We start from the raw sequence: 20,805 nt of genomic DNA, 5'->3' as shown, positions 1-20,805 counted from the left end.
GATAACAACGCTGTCTTTAAATTTATCGACGAACGGGATATGGAGAATTTGGGCAAAGGCATGGTCGCCTTTGATATTAGGGGAGGAGATTTCACCCATATCGGGGATATGTGTACATTTGAGGTCCTGATGAAAACTTTTGGACTCAAAACAAAGGCGCTCAGGAAGATATCTGAAATCGTCCATGAGCTTGATATAAAAGACGATAAATACAGCAGTCAAGAGGCAAATGGAATAGAACATATCCTTATGGGCATCAGAAAAATAGCAAAAAATGACATAGAATCCCTTGAAAGAGGAATGGCTGTATTCGAGATGCTTTATGCATCAAAAACTTAACAAAAGGGGGAAATGAATATGCCGCCAGTAGAAAAACATTTAAAGGTAAGTTTAGAAAGAACAGGAAAGGATTACATGGATATCCACGAATGGCTTGATGGAGACCCTGAAAAGAAGGCTGAAAGGCATGATATTACAAAGATTTATGAGTACGGGAAAATGATAGAGGATAAATACGGAAAAGAGGCTCTTCAAGAATACATCCAGCATATTCATGATGATGTAAAGGCAAAGTTTAATCATATTCAGCATGACCTCGAGAGGATGATCGCTGACACACTGGCATACTTTGGGGTTAAGTAAATTTATCACCCTCCCCTTCATCCCCTCCCGTCGAGGGAGGGAAGATTAAAAAGTCCCCTCTCCCCTTGTGGGAGAGGGTTGGGGTGAGGGGTATTTTCAGGTCAAACAACTTTGATTGGAGGAAATTATGGACTACAAAATCCAGGATTCAGACATTAACCTACTTAAAAAAGCAGGTGTCTCAGAAAACGATATAAAACACTGTATCAAAGTAGCAGAAAAGGCATTAGAGATTGCCGGGAGGATAGGCTCGAATGATATAGACATAGAGCTTATTGGCAGAGGGGCTTTATTCCACGACCTCGGGAAAGTAAAAACCCATGAGATTGAGCATGGAAAAATCGGTGCAGAGATTGGGAAGAAGATGGGATTATCAGAAGAGATTACTGCCATAATGGAAAAACACATAAGGGGCGGGCTTACTGTGGAAGAGGCAAAAGAACTGGGTCTGCCTGTAAAAGATTACACACTTAAAACGCTGGAAGAAAAGATTGCGATTTACGCTGACAGGCTTGTGGATATAATCATGGACGGCATTGTGGATATAAAACAGGAACTGGAGGCAGAAGAAAGGTTTGAGGAGATACTCAGGGAATATCCGAAATACGGAAAGAACGAAAAGACCCTTAATCGGTATATTGGATATCACAAGGAAATACAGGGGTTAATAAAAAGATGAAATGTTTTTATACCCCTCACCCTATCCCTCTCCTGCTTCACCACACAGCTCCCCTCCCTTGATGGGAGGGGATGAAGGGGAGGGTGAATTATTATGAATTTATCTAAGTCATTTACTATAAGCCCATTCGTACTTCTCTGCACTACAGGGCTGTTTGCCATATTCAGCTCAACAATCTCCAAAAGCCCTGTGCTGCCGCTATTCGCTACACACCTCGGAGCAGATCCATCCGGCGTGGGGATGGTCGCTGCTGTATCTGCCTTCACAGGTATCGTCGCCAGCATACCGGCAGGGATGCTCTCGGACAGATTCGGCAGAAAAAGGATGTTGCTCTTTTCAGCCCTTGTTTTTTCGACCGCTCCCTTTCTTTATCTTCTGGTGACGGAGATATGGCAGCTTGCTATAGTCAGATTTTATCACGGCCTTGCAACCGCTATATTCATACCTGTTGCAATGGCGCTTGTATCAGACTTCTTCCATGTAGAAAGAGGGGAAAAGATGGGCTGGTTCTCCACATCAACCCTCCTCGGCAGGTTCATGGCTCCGATAGCTGGAGGAAGTATTATAGGCTTATTGGTTTTAAATCCAAGAATGAGCTATGAAGTTGTTTATATTGTATGCGGGATTGTGGGTATTGTCGCACTTATCTTTACATTGAGGATACAAAATCCCCCCTCACCCCCCTTTATAAAAGGGGGGAATCTAAAAACTCCCTTTTTGGAAAAGGGGGATGGCGGGGGATTTTCAGATAAGAAACCTCAAAGCTGGAAGGAAACAGCAACTGCCTTTAGAACAGTAATTTCCCACAGAGGAATTCTCATCGCCAGCGCTGTAGAGGCGTCAATACTCTTTGCATACGGGACATTTGAAACATTTCTCCCGCTCTATTCAGTAAAGGTAGGGCTCAGCGCATACGAAGTTGGAATATTCCTCTCTGCGCAGGTGATTACGCTTGCACTCACAAAACCTATGATGGGGAGATTCTCTGACAGGCATGGGAGAAGGCCGCAGATCTTTGCAGGTGCTATAATCGGTGCAGTCTGCATAGGGTGCTTTCCACTTTTCAAATCATTCATACCCTTGCTTGCCTTGAGCATATTATTCGGTCTGAGCTTTTCTATTGTCACATCCGCCACATCTGCATTCATAGCTGATCTGAGCAGAAAAGAAACCCACGGCTCTGCAATGGGGATTTTAGGCTCGATAATGGACATAGGACATACAACAGGGCCTCTAATTTCAGGAATTGTAGCTGCATATTTCGGTTTTGGAACTGCCTTCATCTCGGTCTCAGCTATTCTTGCTTCCATGGCCTTAGCATTTTGGTGGTTTCCCGACCCTTAAATACTCTATTCCTCCTATGAAGTGTACAAGACATGCGGCGATAAACCATAGGAGCGAAAGGCTTATAGCACTTGCTGTTGTGAATCCAACCTGTGTGAAAAGGATTGCAAATCCTGCTTCCCTTATGCCCAGGCCAGACAGGGAAATCGGGATTGTCGAGATAGCGGTTATCACAGGGATAAACAAGCAGAAGTATATAATTGAGGTCTTTAATCCGAGCGCCAGTGAAAGGATGTATATCCCAAGAATACCGATGCCTTGAACACCAACCGACCACATCAATCCTTTATATATAATCTTACGGTTAGCCTTATAACCCATAATCGGGTTATAAAACGACGTTAAAGCCTTTATCTTTCCCCAGTTAAGCCTCCAGAAAAGAAAACTCATAAGGATGAAAATAGCAGCAAGCCCTGGCACAGTCCACCACACCTGAGTCCCCATGATGTAAGAATATCCAAAGACAAAGGCTATAAGGCCAATGCCTATCAGGGCTGAAAAACCGAGGTACCTATCCATAAATACAGATGCCACGGAGGAGCCTCCCCTGCCTGTATGTTTATAAAGGTAATATGCCTTTACTGCATCTCCACCCACAAGGCCAGGCAGAAAGGTATTGAAAAAAGAGCCAATGAAATAAAGGGAAAGCAGTTTTGACAGCGGTATGGCCTCAGGTAAAAAAAGTGACCACCGTTTTGTGGCGAGGAAAACAGTGCTTAAATAGAGGAGAAAGGCTACAAAGAAAATGGATAGATCCACATCCTTAAGGGTTTTTAATACAGCAGCGCTGTCTATCCTTGAAAACAGAAAATAAAGGAGCCCCCCGCTTATCAAAAGTTTCAGGCTAAAGGTCAGAAGTCTTCTCAATGTTCGTACTCTTTAAGACATAAATTGGTTTTTTCTGGCTTTCATGGTATACCCTGACAAGCATCTCTCCGAGAAGGCCCATGCCAATAAGCTGTATGCCTACAATTATCAGGAGGGCACCGAGAAGCAGGAGGGGCCTTCCTCCAATGGATTTGCCGAGAATCTTTTCTACAGCAAGATAAAGAGAAATGCCAAAACCGAGGAGTCCGGATAGAAGGCCAATAGGGCCGAATGCCTGCAGGGGCTTTGTTGAAAAACTCTGGAGGAACTTTATTGTGATTAAATCTAAGAGAACCCTGATAGTCCTGGACAATCCATATTTTGACTTGCCATAAAGCCTGGGGTGATGTGTGGTCTCAACCTCAGCGACTCTTACACCATACCAGTTCGCTATTGCTGGAATAAATCTGTGCATCTCGCCGTAGAGGTTTATATTTTTTACGACATCAGCCTTATATGCCTTGAGGCTGCATCCATAATCATGGAGCTTAACGCCGGTAACTTTACTTATCAGATAGTTTGCAATCATTGATGGAAGCCTCCTTCTTAAAAATGGGTCCTTTCTATTTCGCCTCCATCCGCTGACAATATCATATTCACCTATAAGCGAAAGAAGCCTGGGTATATCCTCAGGGTCATTCTGAAGGTCTCCATCAATGGTGACTATTACATCGCCACTGGCATGGTCAAAACCTGCAGCAAAGGCTGCGGTCTGGCCAAAATTGCGCCTGAAACTTAAGAGCCTTGCCTTTTTGTCCTTTTCTGCTATTTCATTAAGTAACTGTAGCGTCCTGTCATTGCTGCCATCATCGACAAAGAGAAGTTCATAATCACCTTTATAGCCCTCCATTGCTGCCTTGAGCGCCTCATATAAGGGCCTGACATTTTCCTCTTCGTTGTAAAGCGGCACAATAACTGAAACCATAAACGCTTCCTTTACCAGAATTCAAGATTCATGATACATTGATAAAATTTTACAGTATCAGGAAGTAAATTTCTAAATTTAAAATCCAAAATTAAATCCAGCGATAAGCAGGGCTGGCTTGAGCGACATTGCCACGACCTATTATACCACCAAAGGGGTATCCAGTTTCACCCATTCAGGCATTAACTTGCCCGCCGCAGACGAAGCCATCAGGTTTTTGTGTTTTACAAACTTTGCCACGCTTCATCTTCCTCTGGTCTTAGCCAGTCCTTTTTAAGAGAGGACTCACTTGCGATGGCAGTATCAAGTCTTTCCTTAATTATCTTTGTCTTCAAGAAATGGACAAAGTCCAGCACTTCGTCAAGAAAAGACTCTGGAACTTGTTCAATTTCACTTAAAAGCAGTTCCTTTTTACTCATGAGTTTCCTCCTTATAATCGTTCTAAACCAATTATACCAAATTCGACTTTGTTGTTTTACATTTATTTGTATTAACCGCTGTTGCAGACGTTATAAGAAGAACTACCCCTATTCCCCTTTTATGTGCTCTTTAATTTTCCGTTCTGCCTGACACATTCCTGCCCTGTCCTTAGCCTTCCACCTATTGTCCCAGCCTTTCTTGTGGGGTTTGCATAATCCGCAACTTCTTTTTTTAGTTTTGTATTGCTTTCTCATATTGACTTTCAATTAAACTTCGATGCCTCATAGAAATGTCTATTCCCCTTCATTTATTCTTTCCTGCCCGTGTCCAAAGGACTGCGAATTTTACCAAGACCTGAATGAATTTTGGGTTAGAATTTTCTGTACTGCGTATTTTTAATCCCTTTAAAGCCATAACACCTGAATATACCATATTCTCTTATGACCCTGCCTTTCCTCATTACAATTAATCTTTCCTGCTCGTAAGAATCAAATGCATTTCTGAGTTCCTGTGGAAAATCGCCGGTCCCTATTTTAACAAAGATTGCGTTCTGCCCCAAAAGATTATTGAATCCGCCCCATATGTCATACTGGTTCATCCTCCTGCCGAGGTTTACACAATAAGTCCTCGGATGCCCTGGAGTGTAAAAAGCAAGCTCGCTTGAGACCTGATAACTGTCTGAAAATATGAAGACAGGGCCTTTTAATGCCATGTCATTATAAACCTCTCCTGCTTTTTCTCCCAGGCTTTTCCATCCCATGAGTCTTGATGCAGGGTCTTTTTTTACAGGCAGGTTGAAATATTCTGAATAATGGGCGACCATCGTCATAATAAATGCAAGGCTTAAAGCAATACTCAAGAATACCTTCATGCCTTTTTTTAGTTCCCTGCTGAGAAAAAAATCCGCAGCAGCAATAAAGGCTGTAATGTATGCTGCCATTGCCCAGTTTGCCTGCACTTTTCCCTGAAGGCTTTTCACAAGGAAAAATCCAAGCACAGGAGCCCAGAACCAGAACAAAAACCGTGAACTGTGAACCGTGAACCGTGAACTGAGATTTTTTATTGCCCCATATATCGTTAAAAGGAAAAGCAGAGGGCTTATAACACCAATCTGAGAGCCCAGGAATTCAAAGAAATGCTTAAAGGATATTTTTACACCTTCTGCAATATGTGCCTGGCCTGCTGTGTGCCGTATGGTCACCCAGTCATAGTTAGCATTCCAGATTATTACAGGACTAAATATAAGGAGGCACAAGGCAAAAGCCACGTAAGGTTCTTTCCTTCTCAGCCAGAACCTGTTTTCCTTTGAAAAGATGATAAATAAGAATGCACATAGATAGAAAAACGCCATTGTGTATTTTGTTAATAAACCAAGACCGACTGTAAGTCCAAGAAGAAGCCAAAAACCAAAACCGTGATGAGTGATGAGTGTCGAAGCGCCTCGGAGTTTATCCGTATCGGGCGAAGACTCGCTCCGAGATGAGTGATGAGTTTTTTTATTGCTCACATTACGCATAACGCATAACGCATTACTGGTTACTGCTTTCCAGAAAAGATATAGCGACAGTGTCCAGAAAAAGATAAATGGCGAATCAATAGTCATCACTACACCGAATGCAGCAAAAAGCGGAGTTATCTGGGGCAGAAGGCCTGCAAAAAATGCCTTTTTGCTGTCATTAAAAAGCTCCATTGTCAGTTTGTATACAAAAATTGAACATAGAGCTAAAAACAGCGGTGCCAGCAATCTTACTGCAAATGTAGAATCGCCAAGCAGGCCGGTTGTAACTGCTATCAGATAGGCAATCACAGGGCCTTTGGAGTAATAGCTCAGGTCAAGCCTCCTGCTCCATTCCCAGTAATGGGCCTCGTCAGGGCTCAGTTCAAGTGGCCCTGTGTTTATATAGAACAGGCGGAGGACAGTAAGTGTAAGAAGAATTAATACAAAATAAGTTTTAAATCGATCCACCATTATCGCCTGTTTTGCCCAATTATAAACAGCAAGGACAGCAAAGAAACTCAGAATCCCCAGCAGTCCGCCAGAAACCACATCAGATGGGTAGTGAACACCAACATAGACCCTTGAAAAAGCAACTATTGTTGCAATGAAATAGAACGGCATGGTGGCGCTTCTAAAAAAATAGGCAAGGCCTGCTGAAAGTGCAAAGGCATTGGCTGCGTGGTTGGATGGAAGGGAAAAAGACTTGCCGCAGCCAACAAGGAGATTTACACCTTCAAGGCTCTGACACGGCCTCGGCCTTTCAAAAATATATTTTAATATGCTTGCACTGCCATCGCTGAGCCCTACGCTTAAAAGGCTCAGAGATAAAACAAGCAGTGTTTTCTTAGGGTCTCTTATAAAGAAAAATAAAATAAAGGGAACAAATAGAATATCGGCTCTGCTTGTCACAAATGGCATTATGAAATCAAAGATGGGGTTCTTCAGGTCTTGATTTAGAAAGAAAAAGAGGGCTGTATCCATTACATCAAAAGTTCACTGCCATCAGCTACTTCAATCCTGTTCCGTCCATTTCTCTTGGCCTTGTACAGGGCTCGGTCTGTGCACCTGAGCAATTTTTCCTCTGTATTTATCAACGGATCTGGAGCGCCGGAAATACCAATGCTCACAGTAATACCTCCTGGGCCTTTAAAACCCTTGAAATTATGAACGGCTATATCCCGCAGGATACGCAGGGCAGGTTTTAAAGCAGCATCCCCGGAAGGCTCTGCTGAGCGCAGAAAAGAATCGCTCATCTCGGTCCGGGGGAAAAGGACGATAAATTCGTCCCCGCCATAACGGGCTGCAATATCGACCTCTCTTATGTCCTTTGTTATGATCTCTGCTACATCTACAAGCACAGAATCCCCAACCTCGTGGCCGAAAATATCATTAACCTTTTTAAAGTGATCGATGTCAATCAGCATACAGGAAAGCGGTGTCTTATACCTCTGCGCTATCAGGAATTCCTTCTCCACTGCACTCTGAAAATGGCGTCTGTTGTAAAGCCCTGTGAGATAGTCAGTGATTGCCATATGCTCAACCTTTTTAAGGAGTTCTTCGAGCTGTACGTTCTTCTGTATCAGCTCGTCCTGTAATGCCTTAGTCCTCAACAATGCATATATTCTGGCATTCAGCTCCATGTCATTAAATGGCTTTGAAAGATAGTCATCCGCCCCTATTTGCAGGCCTGATATTTTATCCTCAATGGAATCTTTTACGGTAAGCATGATAATAGGGATTCTTTTTGTCTCATCATTCATCTCCTTTAGCCAGCGGCAGATTTCATGCCCATCAACGTCAGGCAGTACAACATCCAGGAGAATAATATCAGGATGTTGTGTCTTGGTTATATGAATGGCTGACACGCCATTTCCAGCACAGATTACCTCATAACCACTATGTTCGAGGAATTTCCTTAGCTCATTTGCCTGGAATTCGCTGTCCTCTACAACAAGAACCTTTGCCTTCGCCATATATTCATTCTACATGATACCCATCAATTGTGAAAGAAAAAATCAGAGAATGAAAATTTAGCCACAGAGCTATAATTTGGAGCAATGGAGTGATGGAGTAATGTCTATTTTTAGGTCAATTGCCTGACAGGGCATCGGCAAGCCTGATAAAATCTTTTATGCTTAAAACCTCTGGCCTCAAACCTGAATCAATACCGGATTCTAACAGCGCCTTTTTAATGTTTTTAAAAGACTTGAGGCTGTTCATTATAGTCTTTCTCCTCTGGGAAAAGGCAGTCTTAACTATCTTAAGGAAAAAGTCCTCGTCTTTTATGTCATAAACCGGGGTCTCTGAAATCTCGAAATTGACCAGAGCTGAGTCCACCTTTGGCTCTGGAGAGAATGCCTCTTTTGTCACTAAAAACTTCAATGATGGCTTTGTCCACAGTTGAATCACAATGGAAAGGACCCCATAGTCTTTCCCCCCTGGAGATGCAACAATCCTTTGAGCAACCTCTTTCTGCAAAAGCAGGGTCATTGTAAAAATCCTTTCCTTGAATTCAAGTAGCCTGAATATGAGCGGGGTTGTTATATAATATGGTATATTGGCCACGACTTTGAATTTGCCCTGAATACTGTCATATGGAAATTTCAGGGCATCAGCCTTAACAATCTCCACATTCTCATGCATTGAAAGCGTCGCTTCCAGCTTCGCAACTAATTTTTTATCAATCTCTATGGCAATGACCCTTTTAGCCCTTTCAGCTAAGAGCTTCGTCATGGTTCCAAGTCCCGGGCCAATCTCAACAACCGTATCCTCAGGTGTTATCTGAGCGCAATCAACTATTCTTTTAAGGATTCTGTTATCAAAAAGAAAATGCTGGCCTAAAGGTCTTCTCATTTTTCAGCTCTCAACTTTCAGCCTTCAGCTTTTAACTTTTAACTTCTAACTTTTAACTTCCTTTATATCTCCTGTGTGGGTAAAAATAATAAAGGCCTTTACGATTTCTGGCCTGAAGAGCCTTGATACAGCAGTCCTGTAAAGATTGAGCTGGAACGAATACTCCCTGAGGAGATATTCTATTTCTTTTTCCTCAACAGGGAAGGTCTTATAATCATACAGGCTGTAAATACCGGCTTCCACTATAACCCTGTCAATCCTGCCGGTATAGATACTATTTCCATACTGAAGGACAAATGGCAGTTCAGCGTAAGAGTTCTCCTTTGGTAAAATAACGCTGTCCCATATCCCCTTTTCTTTAAGCAGCAATATCTCATTTTCAATTATGGGGATAATTCTATCCATGGAGTCCGACACCCCCCTGGATAGAAGAAGTTTTTCTGCCCTCATCCTGAGTTCGTGTTCTTTTATAATTCCTTTTGATACCCCTTCAAAAAGCCTGTGAAGCACATCTCCGAGGACAAGCCAGTCCTTGCCGTGCCTCCTCCTTATATCTATACCCTCTGTTACGGTTTTCCACCTAAGCCCTGTCTCTGGTTTTAATTCTATAAATTCTAATTGAGCAGGTTTCGGCTCAGGCACTGCAGGTCGGAGACTCGACTCTACGAGTTTTGAGGCTTTTTCATAAAGGTCATTTACGTCAGATGCTGAAAGGATTTTGAATCCTTTAATCGCTGTGGTGATACTGAATTTAGCTCCTTCCTTTTTAAGGCCAATGCCCTCTTTTAAATAGGACAGGGTATTGTTATCTTTTTCGCTCCAGTGGCTTACAAGGAAAAGCGCATCCTCTGCCCTTGTCACTGCAACATAAAAGAGCCTCTTTGCCTCCTCCTCTTCTTTTTTAGAATGGAGTTTAAAGGCGCTGTCCTCCCTGCGTATTGCATGGTCAAGCTCGTATTTGAGGAAAAACCTTCCCCCATCTTCATATATAAGGCAGTCCTTTTGCCTTCCTGTAAGGTTTTCGTCAAGCCCTGGCACAAAAACTACTGGAAACTGAAGCCCTTTTGCCGCATGAATCGTCATTATTTTTACAGCGTCCATCCCCTCTGTATTTACATTGGCCTTTGCCTCTTCTTCCTTTTTGAACGTCCTTTCAAAAAAATCCCTTATCTCTATCAGTGAGTTCCCCCTTGCCTCAAGCTCCTCCACCAGCCTTATGAACTTCTTGACATTTGCACGCCTCTGGGGCTCCCAGAAATAACTCCATCCTTTTGTCTGAACGAGGGCCTTTTCTATAAGCTCTGCAAGCTTTTCCTCTGACGCCTTAAAAAGCCAGTTATCGAGAAGACCAATAATTTCATTTATCTCACCTGAGTCTTTAAGGTTTTTAAATAGCCCTCCATTTTCTTTTTCATTGATGGCTTCTAAAATCACATCTTCTTTTTCGCCCGAGGCGAATCCCCCAAAGGGGGAAACACCAAAGAGAGGACTTTTTAGAAGGACATAGAGGCTGTAGTCATCTTTTGGGTTCGAGAGAAAATAGACGAGCGCCCTGAGAATGACTATCTCAGGCTCCTGATAAAAACCAATGCCTTTAACCATAACAAAAGGTATGCCTGATGCCCTGAGGGTCTCTTCATAGGCTTTTAGATGTGTCCTTTTTCGCAGGAGTACGGCAATATCCCCAAATCTACATGGCCTTGACTGATTAGTCTGTCTGTCGAATATATGGAAATCTCCGACAATGCTCTGGATGCGTCTGGCCATAATAGCACCTTCTCGTTCCTTAGAATCACTTATGCGTTTTGCCTCCTCATCTATTAAGATTAATTCGACACATCCGTCAGGCTCTTTCCTGTATGCCTCAAAAGGGCTGTATCTCGTTATCCATGGCCCCGAAGCTTCGGGGTCCTCTGCCTTCATTATTCGAGAGAAAAGACAGTTGGTAAAATCAACAATTGCCGGAAGACTTCTGAAGTTGTCCCTGACTTCTTCATAGTAGAACTCGTCTTTGAGCCATTCCCTGAGCCTGTCCTTTGCCTTTGTAAAGAGCTCTACATTGGCCCCCCTGAAAAAATATATTGACTGCTTTTCATCTCCGACAAGGAAGACTGTTGGCTTTATCCCTTCTTCCCTTTTAGGCCCCAGGCCAGAACGCCATTCCTCTGTGAGTTTGTCGATTATTGCCCACTGAAAGGTATTTGTGTCTTGAAACTCATCCACAAGGATGTGGTCTGTTTTTTCATCGAATGCATAAAGTATATTGGCCCACTCAGGGTTGTTAGTGATAAGTTTATATGTAAGGTATTCCAGGTCGCTGAAATCCAGCGTCTTTCTGATGGCCTTTTTATCTCTGTATCTGCGATAACACTCTGTGAAAATCTTCTTAAGCCTCTCCGCCCTTCTCAAAGAAGAATCAATACCAACAGCCATCCGGTACTGGTTCATCTTTAATGCCCAGGTCTCGAAATCCAGAATCCCCTTCAGAGGTACCGGCGGTCTTTTCCTCGGAGTCTTTCCATCTGTCAGGAAATACTTTTCAATTGCCCTGAGGGCATTATTCTCATAAAATACTTTTTCATAATATTTTATTGCCTCCTTCGCACCAGGCCATTCTTTTAACTCTCTCAATAAATTGTTCAGGTCGTTTCCGGCTTCGGGCAGGGGGATTTCAGCCTCTACGGAAAATGGTGACTTCCCATAAAGCACGTTCATAGTTGCCTTAAGTTCATCAAGCCCCCTGAATCCTTTTTCTCCAATAGTTTGAAGGAGAATTTCATGCTCCTCCATCTCAGGGCTAATGCTCGCTTCCATCAGGACATCATAGAGGATTTCTTCCCAGCTTATCTCGGAATTTATTGCATCATCTATCTCATAGTCAGGCGCTATGGAGGCTTCAAAAGAAAAACGCCTGAGCAGGTTCCCGCAGAAGGAATGTATTGTTGATACCCTCATTAGGGACATCTTCTCGAGAATTTTTTTAAAAAGTTCCTCGTCCTCCTCTTTGAGAATTCTTAAAATCCTCTGCTTCATCTCGGCTGCAGCCTTATCTGTAAATGTAATGGCAAGGATCCTCTCCACATCAACTCCTGCTTTAAGCAGGGCTATATATCTCCTTGCGAGCTTCTCGGTCTTTCCAGAGCCTGCTGGTGATGAGACAACAACATTCATGCCTATATCAAGATAATTTCCCATATGTCCTTCCACACAGAGGCCTGTGATGGCAATAATAGCAACTATCGTCCTTTGCAGTCTCCGGGCCGAATCTGCCTTCCCTCATTCCATCGACAAGGGACTTTGCCTCTGTCAATGCTTCTTCTATGAAATCTTCGATTGTGATTTTCCTGGGATACCAGTCAATATGTCCGTCCTTAAGGGAATAAAAACCTACTTTTTCTACAAATCCCCCTTTACCCTCCTTTATCAAAGGGGGGATGGGGGGATTGCTCTGCCAAAGGGCTGCATAAAGTGGAAGCTGAAGGCTATCAATAGAAGATTGCGCTGAGCCTGTCTTGTAATCAATGAGGACCATAACCTCAACCTTTTCTTCTCTCAGCTCAGTTACCCCGAAGTGTCGGGGCAACGACCTTTTTATGTCTATCCTGTCTATCTTCCCCTTGAGCCTGAGTCCGTCTACCTCGCCCTTCAGTTTGGCCTCTACCTTGTAAGGCGTATAGCCCTCATTCCTCAATGCGATTTCTTGTTCCAATAAATGGGGGAAGAGCATTTTAAAAATCTCCCTGGCGACCTTTGCCCAGAACTCATTAACCGGAAAATCTTTAAGCGCATTATTTAAACCTGCCATTAGCCTGTCTTTTAAAAGCTCAGGTTCTACATCTCCATCACGGTAAAGATATTCAAGAGCCTTATGGCTGAGCTTCCCCCACAGTTTTGCCTCTATCTCAAACCTCGGCGGCCTGTCTTCCTCAAGACCCAGGACCTTTTCTATGTAAAACCTCAAGGGGCACTGCCTGTATGCCTCGATGTCCGTGACCTTAATAAATGCCGCCCTGCCGAAACGTTTTTGTAAAATACCATTAATCAATCCACCACTATATATATTCTCGCCCCAGAAGGTTGCTGAAAAATCTTTTTTCTGGAGTGTGCCCTGTGCAATGAGTATTTCTTCTTCAGTAGGTATATTCGGCACTGAAGGGGTAAGGACTTTTGTCCAGTCGAGGAATGGAGACGGAAGAAAAAGTTTGTCAGCCTCCTGAGAGGGATAGGAAAAATACGGCTCTCTTCTTGAGACATGAAGCAGTCTTTCAAAATATTTCTTCTGCCTTTCAAGGTAACGGTCTAAATAGGGCAGACCCAGGGCCTTCTTTACCTTCTCAGGAAGTATCGGGTCAATAGCCGGCCTTGAAGGAAATTCACCTTCACACATGCCGCCAAAAAACAATGCCCCTGCTTCAAGCTCCACTGCCTCTTCTAATGGGACAATCCTCACCCTTCCATTGTCCTCATCTCCTGTCATGATACCGATCATTCTGTGCTTGAGATAGGAGATAAATTTTTCAAATCCTGAAGAATCTGAATCAGAGGCAAAAAGCCCTGCAAAGCGTTTTAAGGCAGAGAGTTCACGGTGAAACGCCTCTTCCAGGGCGTCATCAATAGAATCAAAAAATCCGAGCCTGTTTAAGACCGCCTCTATTGCATCCAGAAAAGAGGCAAAAGTTTTTTCTTCTCTGAGCTTCTCCAGCAGCCTTATAACATTTCTTATCTCCTTCTGAATATCGTTTAGCCGATTTATTTCTTCTTCTGTAAGCTCATCTTCTGAGGAGTTGATGACTGTGGCCCTGAGGGAAAGCCAGGCATCTTTGCCCTTTATGACCCCTGCCCTGTTTGAATAAAAAATTGCCCACTCTTTAAGGACATCGGGGATGTTCGGAAAATACCTGGATGTAATAACCGAGAGGAAATCATCCCTCGAATAATTGCCCTCCACACATGCTATCAGTCCTTCTATAGCCACAAGCGGTTTCGAGCTTGAAAGGTTATACCTGGAGATGCAGGCGGGGATTCTGTGTTTTTGAAAAATCCTTCTTACCATGGGAAGGTACTTTGCGAGAGAAGGGAATGATATTATAATTTCCTGCGGTCTTACTCCTTCAATGATGAGCCCCTTTACAGTCCTGGCAATTCCCTCAACCTCATCCTCCATTGAAGGATAAGAATAAAAGACATAATTCTGTGTTCCTTCGACTTCGCTCAGAGCTTGCCCTGAGATTGTCGAAGGGACAAGTCTGAGCTCTGCGCTCTGTGCTCTGACAATAAAAGGCCTGCCATGAGTTTTTTTGCCATTGATGAGAAATTCTGCAAACTCACTTTTCTCCAGGGCTACAGCATACACTTCTTCAGCTTTATCCATGAGGCAGGACAGAATCTCTTTTTCAAGGGGTGTGGGGTCAAAAAAACCATCGAGGACTAAAATCTCTATTTCTAAATGCTCCTTTGCGAGTGGAATACCTGTCAGGAGCAGGCCGTCCTCATCGAGGAGACTTCTTTTAACGAGTTCCTGTTCGTAAGTCTCAAGGTCTTCTATTGCCCTGACTGCCCTCAATAAAGTTTTTTCTTCGAATATCTGCTCTCCGACGGCCCGCTTTATCATATACAGTTCTGTGCCAGGCAGGTAATGCCTGATATTTCCCATAAGCTCTGATAAAAGGCGGCTGTAACTAAGGTCTCTGTCATCAAGTATCTCAGATAAAATAAGGGGCCTCAGGGCATTTGAAATCGTCTCCTCCTCGCCATAAAGTTCCTGCAGGTTATGGCATAAATACTGTATTGTCATTGTCCGAAAGGGGATATAGATGTTCTCGGAATCGAGTGTCGTTGCGACAGTCGTACCGACTCGTACCGACTTTGAGCGAGCCTGTTGGAATTTAAAAAATTGCTTTCTGACCTCCTCTAATGCGCTTGCTGTAGGTGCGATATACATGAGCCTCGAATAATCGCCTTCCGGGCAGATGGAGATTATTTCCCTGAATAGTGCATTTCTCTTGTTTCTGTGATCAAGGGGTGTTATGAAGATAGTTCCTTTTTTCATCTTAGTTCCTGCGCTTTGCTTTCGATTGGGAACGCTCACGCTTTGAGTTCAATTCATTTAATGGGCACTCGGTGCAAAGGGGTCTGGGTTTGCAGTATTCCTTTCCGACTTTGACAAAAAGGGCATGGTATTCATTAAATAACCTTACATCCACAGGGAGGTTTTTATGGAAGAGTTCCTGCATCTCATGATATGTTGCCTTTTCTGAAACAATATTATGCCTGCTGAGAACCCGCCTCGTATACGCATCTATGACAAAAACTGGTTTATTAAGGCTGTAAAGGAGTATTGAGTCTGCTGTCTCAGGGCCTATGCCATTTACAGAAAGGAGTTTATGCCTTAATGTCTTCAGGTCTCCTTTAGACATTTCTTTCATACTACCTCTGCAATGATTTATTAAAAAGCCCAGGAATTCCCTGAGCCTCTTTGCCTTTACCCTGAAATAGCCAGCAGGCCTGATAAGCTCGGACAGGTCTTCCGTAGAGAGGCTGTAAAGTTTATTAGCATCCATAAGCCTCTTTCTTTTAATATTTCCAATAGCCTTCTCCACATTACCCCAATTAGTGTTCTGGGTAAGAATTGCGCCAATTGCGACTTCAAATGGCGTATCTCCAGGCCACCAGTGCTGTGGGCCAAAAGAACGGTAGAGCCTCTTATATATTTTATTTAACACTGTTTTTAAGTATTCCCCTGACTTCTTCTTCATCTATAAAACCCTTCTCCAACATCATGCTTAAAAGTACATAACCGCCGCACGGAGGTGATGAGCTTCCTGCCCTGAAGTCACACCCATCAACTGAAAATTCACAGCTCTCGCAGAGCCTGCCGGATAGGGGATTATTATGGACTACATGTTCGGGTGAAAGATTATGGATGAGGGATTCGATCCTTGAGGAGGGCAGACTCTCAAAAAATAAAAGCCCTGCACATGCCATCTCCTCCTCGGAACGAGTCGATTCCGACCTGCCTTCTTTGTAAAACTTGCAGAACCCCTTACAGACAAGCCGGACATGTTCTTTAGACTTCATCGTATTGCTCTTTCGGCAGGTAGTATTTAAGCTGCTGCTTCTACCTTCATTATTTTATCATATCCCTTTTCAGTTTCCTCGCAAAAAAGTCTGCGCGCCTTACAGGCTCTGGCAGTCTATATTTATCAGTACATCCCAGGACTATCTCTATTGAGCCTTTTAAATCAATCCTGTGACCTGGCGAGACAAAGACTGGTTTTACATTATCCCTTGTCCTTAAAACTGCACCGATTACTTTGCCTTTATACATCAGCGGCGACCATTGACCTTTTTTCGCCCCCACCTCCTTGTAATTCCCTATCAGCTTTGATTTTGCGCACCCTATTGTAGGCATATCGAGAAGAACTCCAATATGCGATGCTATCCCGAGCCCTATCGGGTGAGCGATTCCCTGTCCGTCAAAAATAATCAAATCAGGTTTTATCTTTAATCCATCAATCGCCATCATAATTGCCCTGCCCTCTCTAAAACTAAGATAACCAGGGATATAAGGGAATCTGGATTCTGCGATTTTAATAATATCTTCGCTGTGATTGAGTCCTGGATATTCATAAAGACATGCCACACCTATAACACTGGTCCCAAAAAATCCTGCATCAACGCCAGCAACATATACAGGGTCTTTCACAAGAGGAGCTATTTTAACCTTTCCTGAGAGGGCATATTGAAGATGTCTTGCATCTTCAATATTTTCTGGCCATTTAATGGCTTCGTGCCTCATTTCATTTAATCAAAATCCGGCAGTTGCAATTATCTCATATCCCAAATCCAGGCATAAAGGTTTTAATAAGCAGGATTTAAATAATATCTTTATCTACAGTTTTTACAAAATCCCTTTATTTCAAGCATATGGCTCGTTCCATAAAAGTCGTTTTCCTTACAGAATCTTTCCTGAAGCTTTTCTATGGAAGGTGAAGTGAATTCAATAATCTTTCCACATTTTAAACAAATCATATGGTCGTGATGTTTGCTGCCGTAAACAAACTCGTAATGAGAGTGCTTATCCTTATATATAACCTCATTAATTATTCCACAATCCTTTAGTAATGGAATCAACCTGTAAATTGATGCCTTTGAAACTTTTATTCCCTTCTTGCGAAGGTTTATTAAAAGTTCTTCGAGGTCAAAATGTCCACCGAGAGATTTTATCTCCTCAAGGACAGCTATCCTCTCCTTTGTGAGTTTTAAGTTTTTATCAGCCAGATAACTTTTGAGTATTTTTAAAAGATCCACTGCTATTGCACCTCAATCGCAATATAAAACGACAAAATATTTATTGTCAAGTGATTTTCAGCAGGTCTCTGAAAAACCCCCATTGATGTCATTTCGAGAAATCTTAAGTTCTTATAAATCAAAAAGGTTTCTCCTCGCGGAGTTTACCCCGCACCATTGTGGTGCTGGGTTTACCCTGAGCGAAATGTCATTTCGAGTGTAACGAGAAATCTTTGTTTCGCCTGAGGGTCGGAATGACAGAAAGCGAAGCGAAATGACAAACAGTATACTTTTTCAGAGATCTCCTCAGGTGGCCAGAGATAGAGATGGGGAGTAATACGAAAAGAACGGTTTGAAGAGATTCCTTTTTATGGTAGATTATATTTTAAATGGATAAGGTTCCTACAATATGCCCTTACTGTGGATGCGGCTGTGGCCTTTATCTCCATGTGGAAGAAGGCACAATCACCGGTGTTTCACCTATCAGACATCATCCTGTAAACAAAGGCACTCTTTGCGTAAAAGGCTGGAATTCTTTTGAATTCATACAGCATCCTGAAAGGCTTAAATCCCCCCTTATAAAAGAGAGTGGTGTATTCAGAAAGGCATCGTGGGATGAAGCAATAGGGCTCATAGTTCGCAGGCTTAAAGACATTAAAAAATCACACGGGCCTGATTCTATAGGGGTAATGAGTTCGGCTAAGTGCACAAATGAGGAGAACTTCCTGATGATGAAATTTGCCAGGGCAGTTATCGGGACAAATAATATTGACCACTGTGCGAGGTTATGTCATTCCTCTACTGTAGGCGGGCTTGCAGTAACATTTGGTTCAGGTGCCATGACAAACTCTATAAGCGAAATAGCCAGTGCAAAGGTTCTCTTTGTAATAGGCTCAAATACAACAGAGCAGCATCCCATGATAGGCATGCACATGCTCGATGCTGTTGATAAAGGCGCTGTATTGATTGTTGCAGACCCGAGAAAGACGCAGATTTCAGAATTTGCACATATTCACCTGAGGCACAAGTGTGGGACAGATGTTGTCCTTCTTAACAGCATGATGAATGTGATAATAAACGAAGGCCTTGTAGATATCCCATTTATAAAGCGACGGACAGAGAATTTTGATGCCTTTGAAAAGGTCGTCATAAAGTATCCTCCAGAGGTTGCTGAAAAGATTACAGGTGTCCCTGCCCAGGATATCAGGAAGACTGCACGGATTTATGCAACAGAAAAAAGGGCAATGCTTTTCTATTCAATGGGTATAACACAGCACATAACTGGTGTTGACAATGTCAGAGCGTGTGCAAACCTCTGCATGCTTACAGCACATGTAGGCCAGCCTATGACAGGCTTAAATCCTCTCAGGGGACAGAACAATGTTCAGGGCGCATGTGATATGGGAGCCCTTCCTGATGTTTATTCGGGGTATCAGAGTATCTCAGAGCCTGCTATCAGGAAAAAATTTGAACAGACATGGAAGAGGAGGCTTCCATCAAGACCAGGGCTTACACTCACAGAAATGTTTGATTCTATTTTAAACGGACAGATGAAGGCCATGTATATCATGGGTGAGAACCCTTTAATATCAGACCCTGATGCATCTCATGTTAGAGAGGCACTGGAAAAACTGAAGTTCCTTGTTGTTCAGGATATCTTTATGTCTGATACTGCAGAATTCGCTCATGTCATATTGCCTGCTGTGACTTTTGCAGAAAAGGATGGGACATTTACAAACACAGACCGCAGGGTTCAGAAGATAAGAAAGGCGATTGAGCCTGCTGGAGAGGCAATGCCTGATTGGGAGATTATCTGTGCAGTTTCAAAAGGGATGGGCTATAACATGGAATACAGGGCAACACATGAGGTCATGGAAGAAGCAGCCCTTCTCACGCCAGAATACAGAGGTATCTTGCATCACAGACTTGACAATACTTTTGGCTTGCAATGGCCCTGTCCTGACCCCGAGCATCAGGGCACGCCATTTCTGCACAGAAAAAAATTTGCAAAGGGTCTCGGGACATTTATACCTGTTGATTATATATCGCCAGCAGAGGAGACAGATAAGAAATTCCCATTTCTCCTTACAACTGGACGGATGTATTTTCACTACCACACAGGCACAATGTGCCGCCGCACATCTACACTCGAAAGGGAATATCCTGAATGCTATGCAGAGATAAATCCGAAGGATGCAAATATGCTGGGGATAAAAGACAATTCTATGATGAGGGTTTCATCAAGACGCGGGGCAATCATAGTTAGAGCCTGTGTAACAGCTAAGGTCTCAGAAGGCACAATATTTATCCCATTTCATTTCAGAGAGGCATCTGCAAATCTACTCACAAATCCTGCAGTTGACCCTTTAGCAAAGATACCCGAATACAAAGTTTGTGCTGTCAGGATTGAGCCGGTGGTGGTATAAAACTGTACGCATTATGAATACACAGAGAAGAATGAAAGTGTCATTCCTGCGAAAGCGGGAATCCAGAGGGCAGAAGACTGGATTCCCGCCTACGCGGGAATGACGAATGGGAAGTATTTTCACATGAAAAGCCTGATACTGGAAAAGACTAAATTATCTTACTGGCTGAGACAGTTAAGAAAAGAGATGTCTATTATCGGACCTCTGAGAGGTGAGAGTAATGATATTGTGTTCAAGACAGTTGAGAATATCCACGAGATAGTCCTTGACTGCCCTGCCTCTATCCCTTCTCCAAAGGAATTTATTTTCCCACAAAAGGAGAATATGTTCAGATACTCTAAAAATGGAGTAGAAAATTTAAGAGATAGCAAAAAGAGATTAATCTTTGGGGTAAGGTCATGTGATGTTTCAGCAATTGCACTTCTTGACAGATTTTATGGTGAAAAATTTGTTGATGACTATTATACGTCACGGAGGGAAAATACAGTGTTTATTTCAATAGGCTGTAATAATCCCGACCCGACCTGCTTCTGCATCGGACCTGGAAGCGGCCCATTTCTTAGTGCAGGCTTTGATATTCAGTTTTCAGACTTAGGTGACCGCTACCTTGTGGAGATAGGTTCAAAACATGGATTGGATATTGTGAAAAATTTCAGCCACCTTTTTTCGAAACCCAGAAAATCGGATTACGATGACCGGTATGAAGTAATATTAAGCTCTCAGGCAAGATTTGAAAAGAGGATAAATCTCGAAAATGCGCGGCAGAAGATACTTTCATGGAAAGTTGATGATTCTTTCTGGGAGGGGGTTGCGCAGAGGTGTTTTGAATGCGGCGGCTGTGTATATGAATGCCCGCTCTGCA

Annotated in this window: 18 protein-coding genes; 6 read left to right on the top strand and 12 right to left on the bottom strand. The window is 43.0% G+C overall.

What is annotated here, in order from left to right; all coding sequences use genetic code 11:
• From HZC12_02120 to HZC12_02105, 4 genes are all read left to right on the top strand, one after another.
• A partial coding sequence (locus HZC12_02120; GenBank protein ID MBI5025525.1) for a chromate resistance protein occupies positions 1 to 339 on the top strand: 339 nt, incomplete at its 5' end.
• 18 nt (positions 340 to 357) lie between these two features.
• Positions 358 to 642, top strand: coding sequence for a hypothetical protein (locus tag HZC12_02115; GenBank protein MBI5025524.1), 285 nt, complete (start codon positions 358 to 360; stop codon positions 640 to 642).
• 127 nt (positions 643 to 769) lie between these two features.
• Positions 770 to 1,321 carry an HDIG domain-containing protein gene (locus HZC12_02110; GenBank protein MBI5025523.1) on the top strand — a complete coding sequence of 184 codons (552 nt, stop codon included), beginning with the start codon at positions 770 to 772 and terminating at the stop codon, positions 1,319 to 1,321.
• Between the two features lie 93 nt (positions 1,322 to 1,414).
• Positions 1,415 to 2,665, top strand: coding sequence for an MFS transporter (locus tag HZC12_02105; protein MBI5025522.1), 1,251 nt, complete (start codon positions 1,415 to 1,417; stop codon positions 2,663 to 2,665).
• On the opposite strand, the gene HZC12_02100 is transcribed toward HZC12_02105, so the two are convergent.
• From HZC12_02100 to HZC12_02045, 12 genes are all read right to left on the bottom strand, one after another.
• Complete coding sequence (locus tag HZC12_02100; GenBank protein MBI5025521.1) at positions 2,636 to 3,532, bottom strand: flippase-like domain-containing protein; 897 nt, start codon at positions 3,530 to 3,532, stop codon at positions 2,636 to 2,638. The two genes, HZC12_02105 and HZC12_02100, sit on opposite strands and share 30 nt — an antisense overlap.
• Entirely contained in the window at positions 3,510 to 4,457 is a 948-nt protein-coding gene (locus HZC12_02095; protein MBI5025520.1) for a glycosyltransferase family 2 protein, read from the bottom strand. The genes HZC12_02100 and HZC12_02095 overlap by 23 nt, the downstream gene beginning before the upstream one ends.
• Positions 4,458 to 4,681: 224 nt before the next feature.
• A complete protein-coding gene (locus HZC12_02090) occupies positions 4,682 to 4,876 on the bottom strand; it encodes a DUF2281 domain-containing protein (protein MBI5025519.1) in 195 nt (64 codons plus the stop codon).
• A 371-nt stretch (positions 4,877 to 5,247) separates the two neighbouring features.
• Positions 5,248 to 7,356: a glycosyltransferase family 39 protein gene (locus HZC12_02085; GenBank protein ID MBI5025518.1), complete on the bottom strand. Its 2,109-nt coding sequence runs from the start codon at positions 7,354 to 7,356 to the stop codon at positions 5,248 to 5,250.
• Complete coding sequence (locus tag HZC12_02080; GenBank protein MBI5025517.1) at positions 7,356 to 8,348, bottom strand: diguanylate cyclase; 993 nt, start codon at positions 8,346 to 8,348, stop codon at positions 7,356 to 7,358. The genes HZC12_02085 and HZC12_02080 overlap by 1 nt, the downstream gene beginning before the upstream one ends.
• Before the next feature lie 115 nt (positions 8,349 to 8,463).
• Positions 8,464 to 9,228 carry a ribosomal RNA small subunit methyltransferase A gene (gene rsmA, locus HZC12_02075; protein MBI5025516.1) on the bottom strand — a complete coding sequence of 255 codons (765 nt, stop codon included), beginning with the start codon at positions 9,226 to 9,228 and terminating at the stop codon, positions 8,464 to 8,466.
• 45 nt (positions 9,229 to 9,273) lie between these two features.
• Positions 9,274 to 12,423, bottom strand: a complete 3,150-nt coding sequence (locus HZC12_02070) for a UvrD-helicase domain-containing protein (protein ID MBI5025515.1) — start codon at positions 12,421 to 12,423, stop codon at positions 9,274 to 9,276.
• The gene (locus HZC12_02065) at positions 12,407 to 15,277 is read right to left on the bottom strand and encodes a PD-(D/E)XK nuclease family protein (protein ID MBI5025514.1); all 2,871 of its coding nucleotides are present in this window, start codon (positions 15,275 to 15,277) and stop codon (positions 12,407 to 12,409) included. Before HZC12_02065 ends, HZC12_02070 begins: the two co-directional genes overlap by 17 nt.
• Before the next feature lies 1 nt (position 15,278).
• Entirely contained in the window at positions 15,279 to 15,983 is a 705-nt protein-coding gene (locus HZC12_02060; protein MBI5025513.1) for an endonuclease III domain-containing protein, read from the bottom strand.
• Positions 15,940 to 16,305, bottom strand: a complete 366-nt coding sequence (locus HZC12_02055) for a hypothetical protein (GenBank protein ID MBI5025512.1) — start codon at positions 16,303 to 16,305, stop codon at positions 15,940 to 15,942. The genes HZC12_02060 and HZC12_02055 overlap by 44 nt, the downstream gene beginning before the upstream one ends.
• 49 nt (positions 16,306 to 16,354) lie before the next feature.
• Positions 16,355 to 17,026 (bottom strand): endonuclease V, encoded by a 672-nt coding sequence (locus HZC12_02050; protein ID MBI5025511.1) that lies wholly within the window; start codon positions 17,024 to 17,026, stop codon positions 16,355 to 16,357.
• Positions 17,027 to 17,115: 89 nt separating this feature from the next.
• Entirely contained in the window at positions 17,116 to 17,538 is a 423-nt protein-coding gene (locus HZC12_02045; protein MBI5025510.1) for a transcriptional repressor, read from the bottom strand.
• A 368-nt stretch (positions 17,539 to 17,906) separates the two neighbouring features.
• Here HZC12_02045 and fdhF point away from each other — a divergent pair, with 368 nt between their 5' ends.
• Together fdhF and HZC12_02035 are read left to right on the top strand one after the other, a co-directional pair.
• Complete coding sequence (gene fdhF, locus HZC12_02040) at positions 17,907 to 19,943, top strand: formate dehydrogenase subunit alpha (GenBank protein ID MBI5025509.1); 2,037 nt, start codon at positions 17,907 to 17,909, stop codon at positions 19,941 to 19,943.
• 123 nt (positions 19,944 to 20,066) lie between these two features.
• Positions 20,067 to 20,805 (top strand): hypothetical protein (locus HZC12_02035; GenBank protein MBI5025508.1); only part of this gene is annotated, 739 nt, incomplete at its 3' end.

It is taken from the genome of Nitrospirota bacterium, assembly GCA_016214385.1.
Lineage (GTDB): Bacteria > Nitrospirota > Thermodesulfovibrionia > UBA6902 > JACROP01 > JACROP01.
Note: the sequence above shows the minus strand (reverse complement) of the source record. Positions and strands in the feature narration are given on the sequence as shown.

Coding starts and splice junctions, on each gene's coding strand:
- HZC12_02085 (MBI5025518.1), bottom strand. CDS start 7,356: ATGGATACAGCCCTCTTTTTCTTTCTAAATCAAGACCTGAAGAACCCC.
- HZC12_02110 (MBI5025523.1), top strand. CDS start 770: ATGGACTACAAAATCCAGGATTCAGACATTAACCTACTTAAAAAAGCA.
- HZC12_02060 (MBI5025513.1), bottom strand. CDS start 15,983: ATGAAGAAGAAGTCAGGGGAATACTTAAAAACAGTGTTAAATAAAATA.
- fdhF (MBI5025509.1), top strand. CDS start 17,907: ATGGATAAGGTTCCTACAATATGCCCTTACTGTGGATGCGGCTGTGGC.
- HZC12_02080 (MBI5025517.1), bottom strand. CDS start 8,348: ATGGCGAAGGCAAAGGTTCTTGTTGTAGAGGACAGCGAATTCCAGGCA.
- HZC12_02095 (MBI5025520.1), bottom strand. CDS start 4,457: ATGGTTTCAGTTATTGTGCCGCTTTACAACGAAGAGGAAAATGTCAGG.
- HZC12_02055 (MBI5025512.1), bottom strand. CDS start 16,305: ATGAAGTCTAAAGAACATGTCCGGCTTGTCTGTAAGGGGTTCTGCAAG.
- HZC12_02105 (MBI5025522.1), top strand. CDS start 1,415: ATGAATTTATCTAAGTCATTTACTATAAGCCCATTCGTACTTCTCTGC.
- HZC12_02050 (MBI5025511.1), bottom strand. CDS start 17,026: ATGAGGCACGAAGCCATTAAATGGCCAGAAAATATTGAAGATGCAAGA.
- HZC12_02065 (MBI5025514.1), bottom strand. CDS start 15,277: ATGAAAAAAGGAACTATCTTCATAACACCCCTTGATCACAGAAACAAG.
- rsmA (MBI5025516.1), bottom strand. CDS start 9,228: ATGAGAAGACCTTTAGGCCAGCATTTTCTTTTTGATAACAGAATCCTT.
- HZC12_02115 (MBI5025524.1), top strand. CDS start 358: ATGCCGCCAGTAGAAAAACATTTAAAGGTAAGTTTAGAAAGAACAGGA.
- HZC12_02070 (MBI5025515.1), bottom strand. CDS start 12,423: ATGGGAAATTATCTTGATATAGGCATGAATGTTGTTGTCTCATCACCA.
- HZC12_02090 (MBI5025519.1), bottom strand. CDS start 4,876: ATGAGTAAAAAGGAACTGCTTTTAAGTGAAATTGAACAAGTTCCAGAG.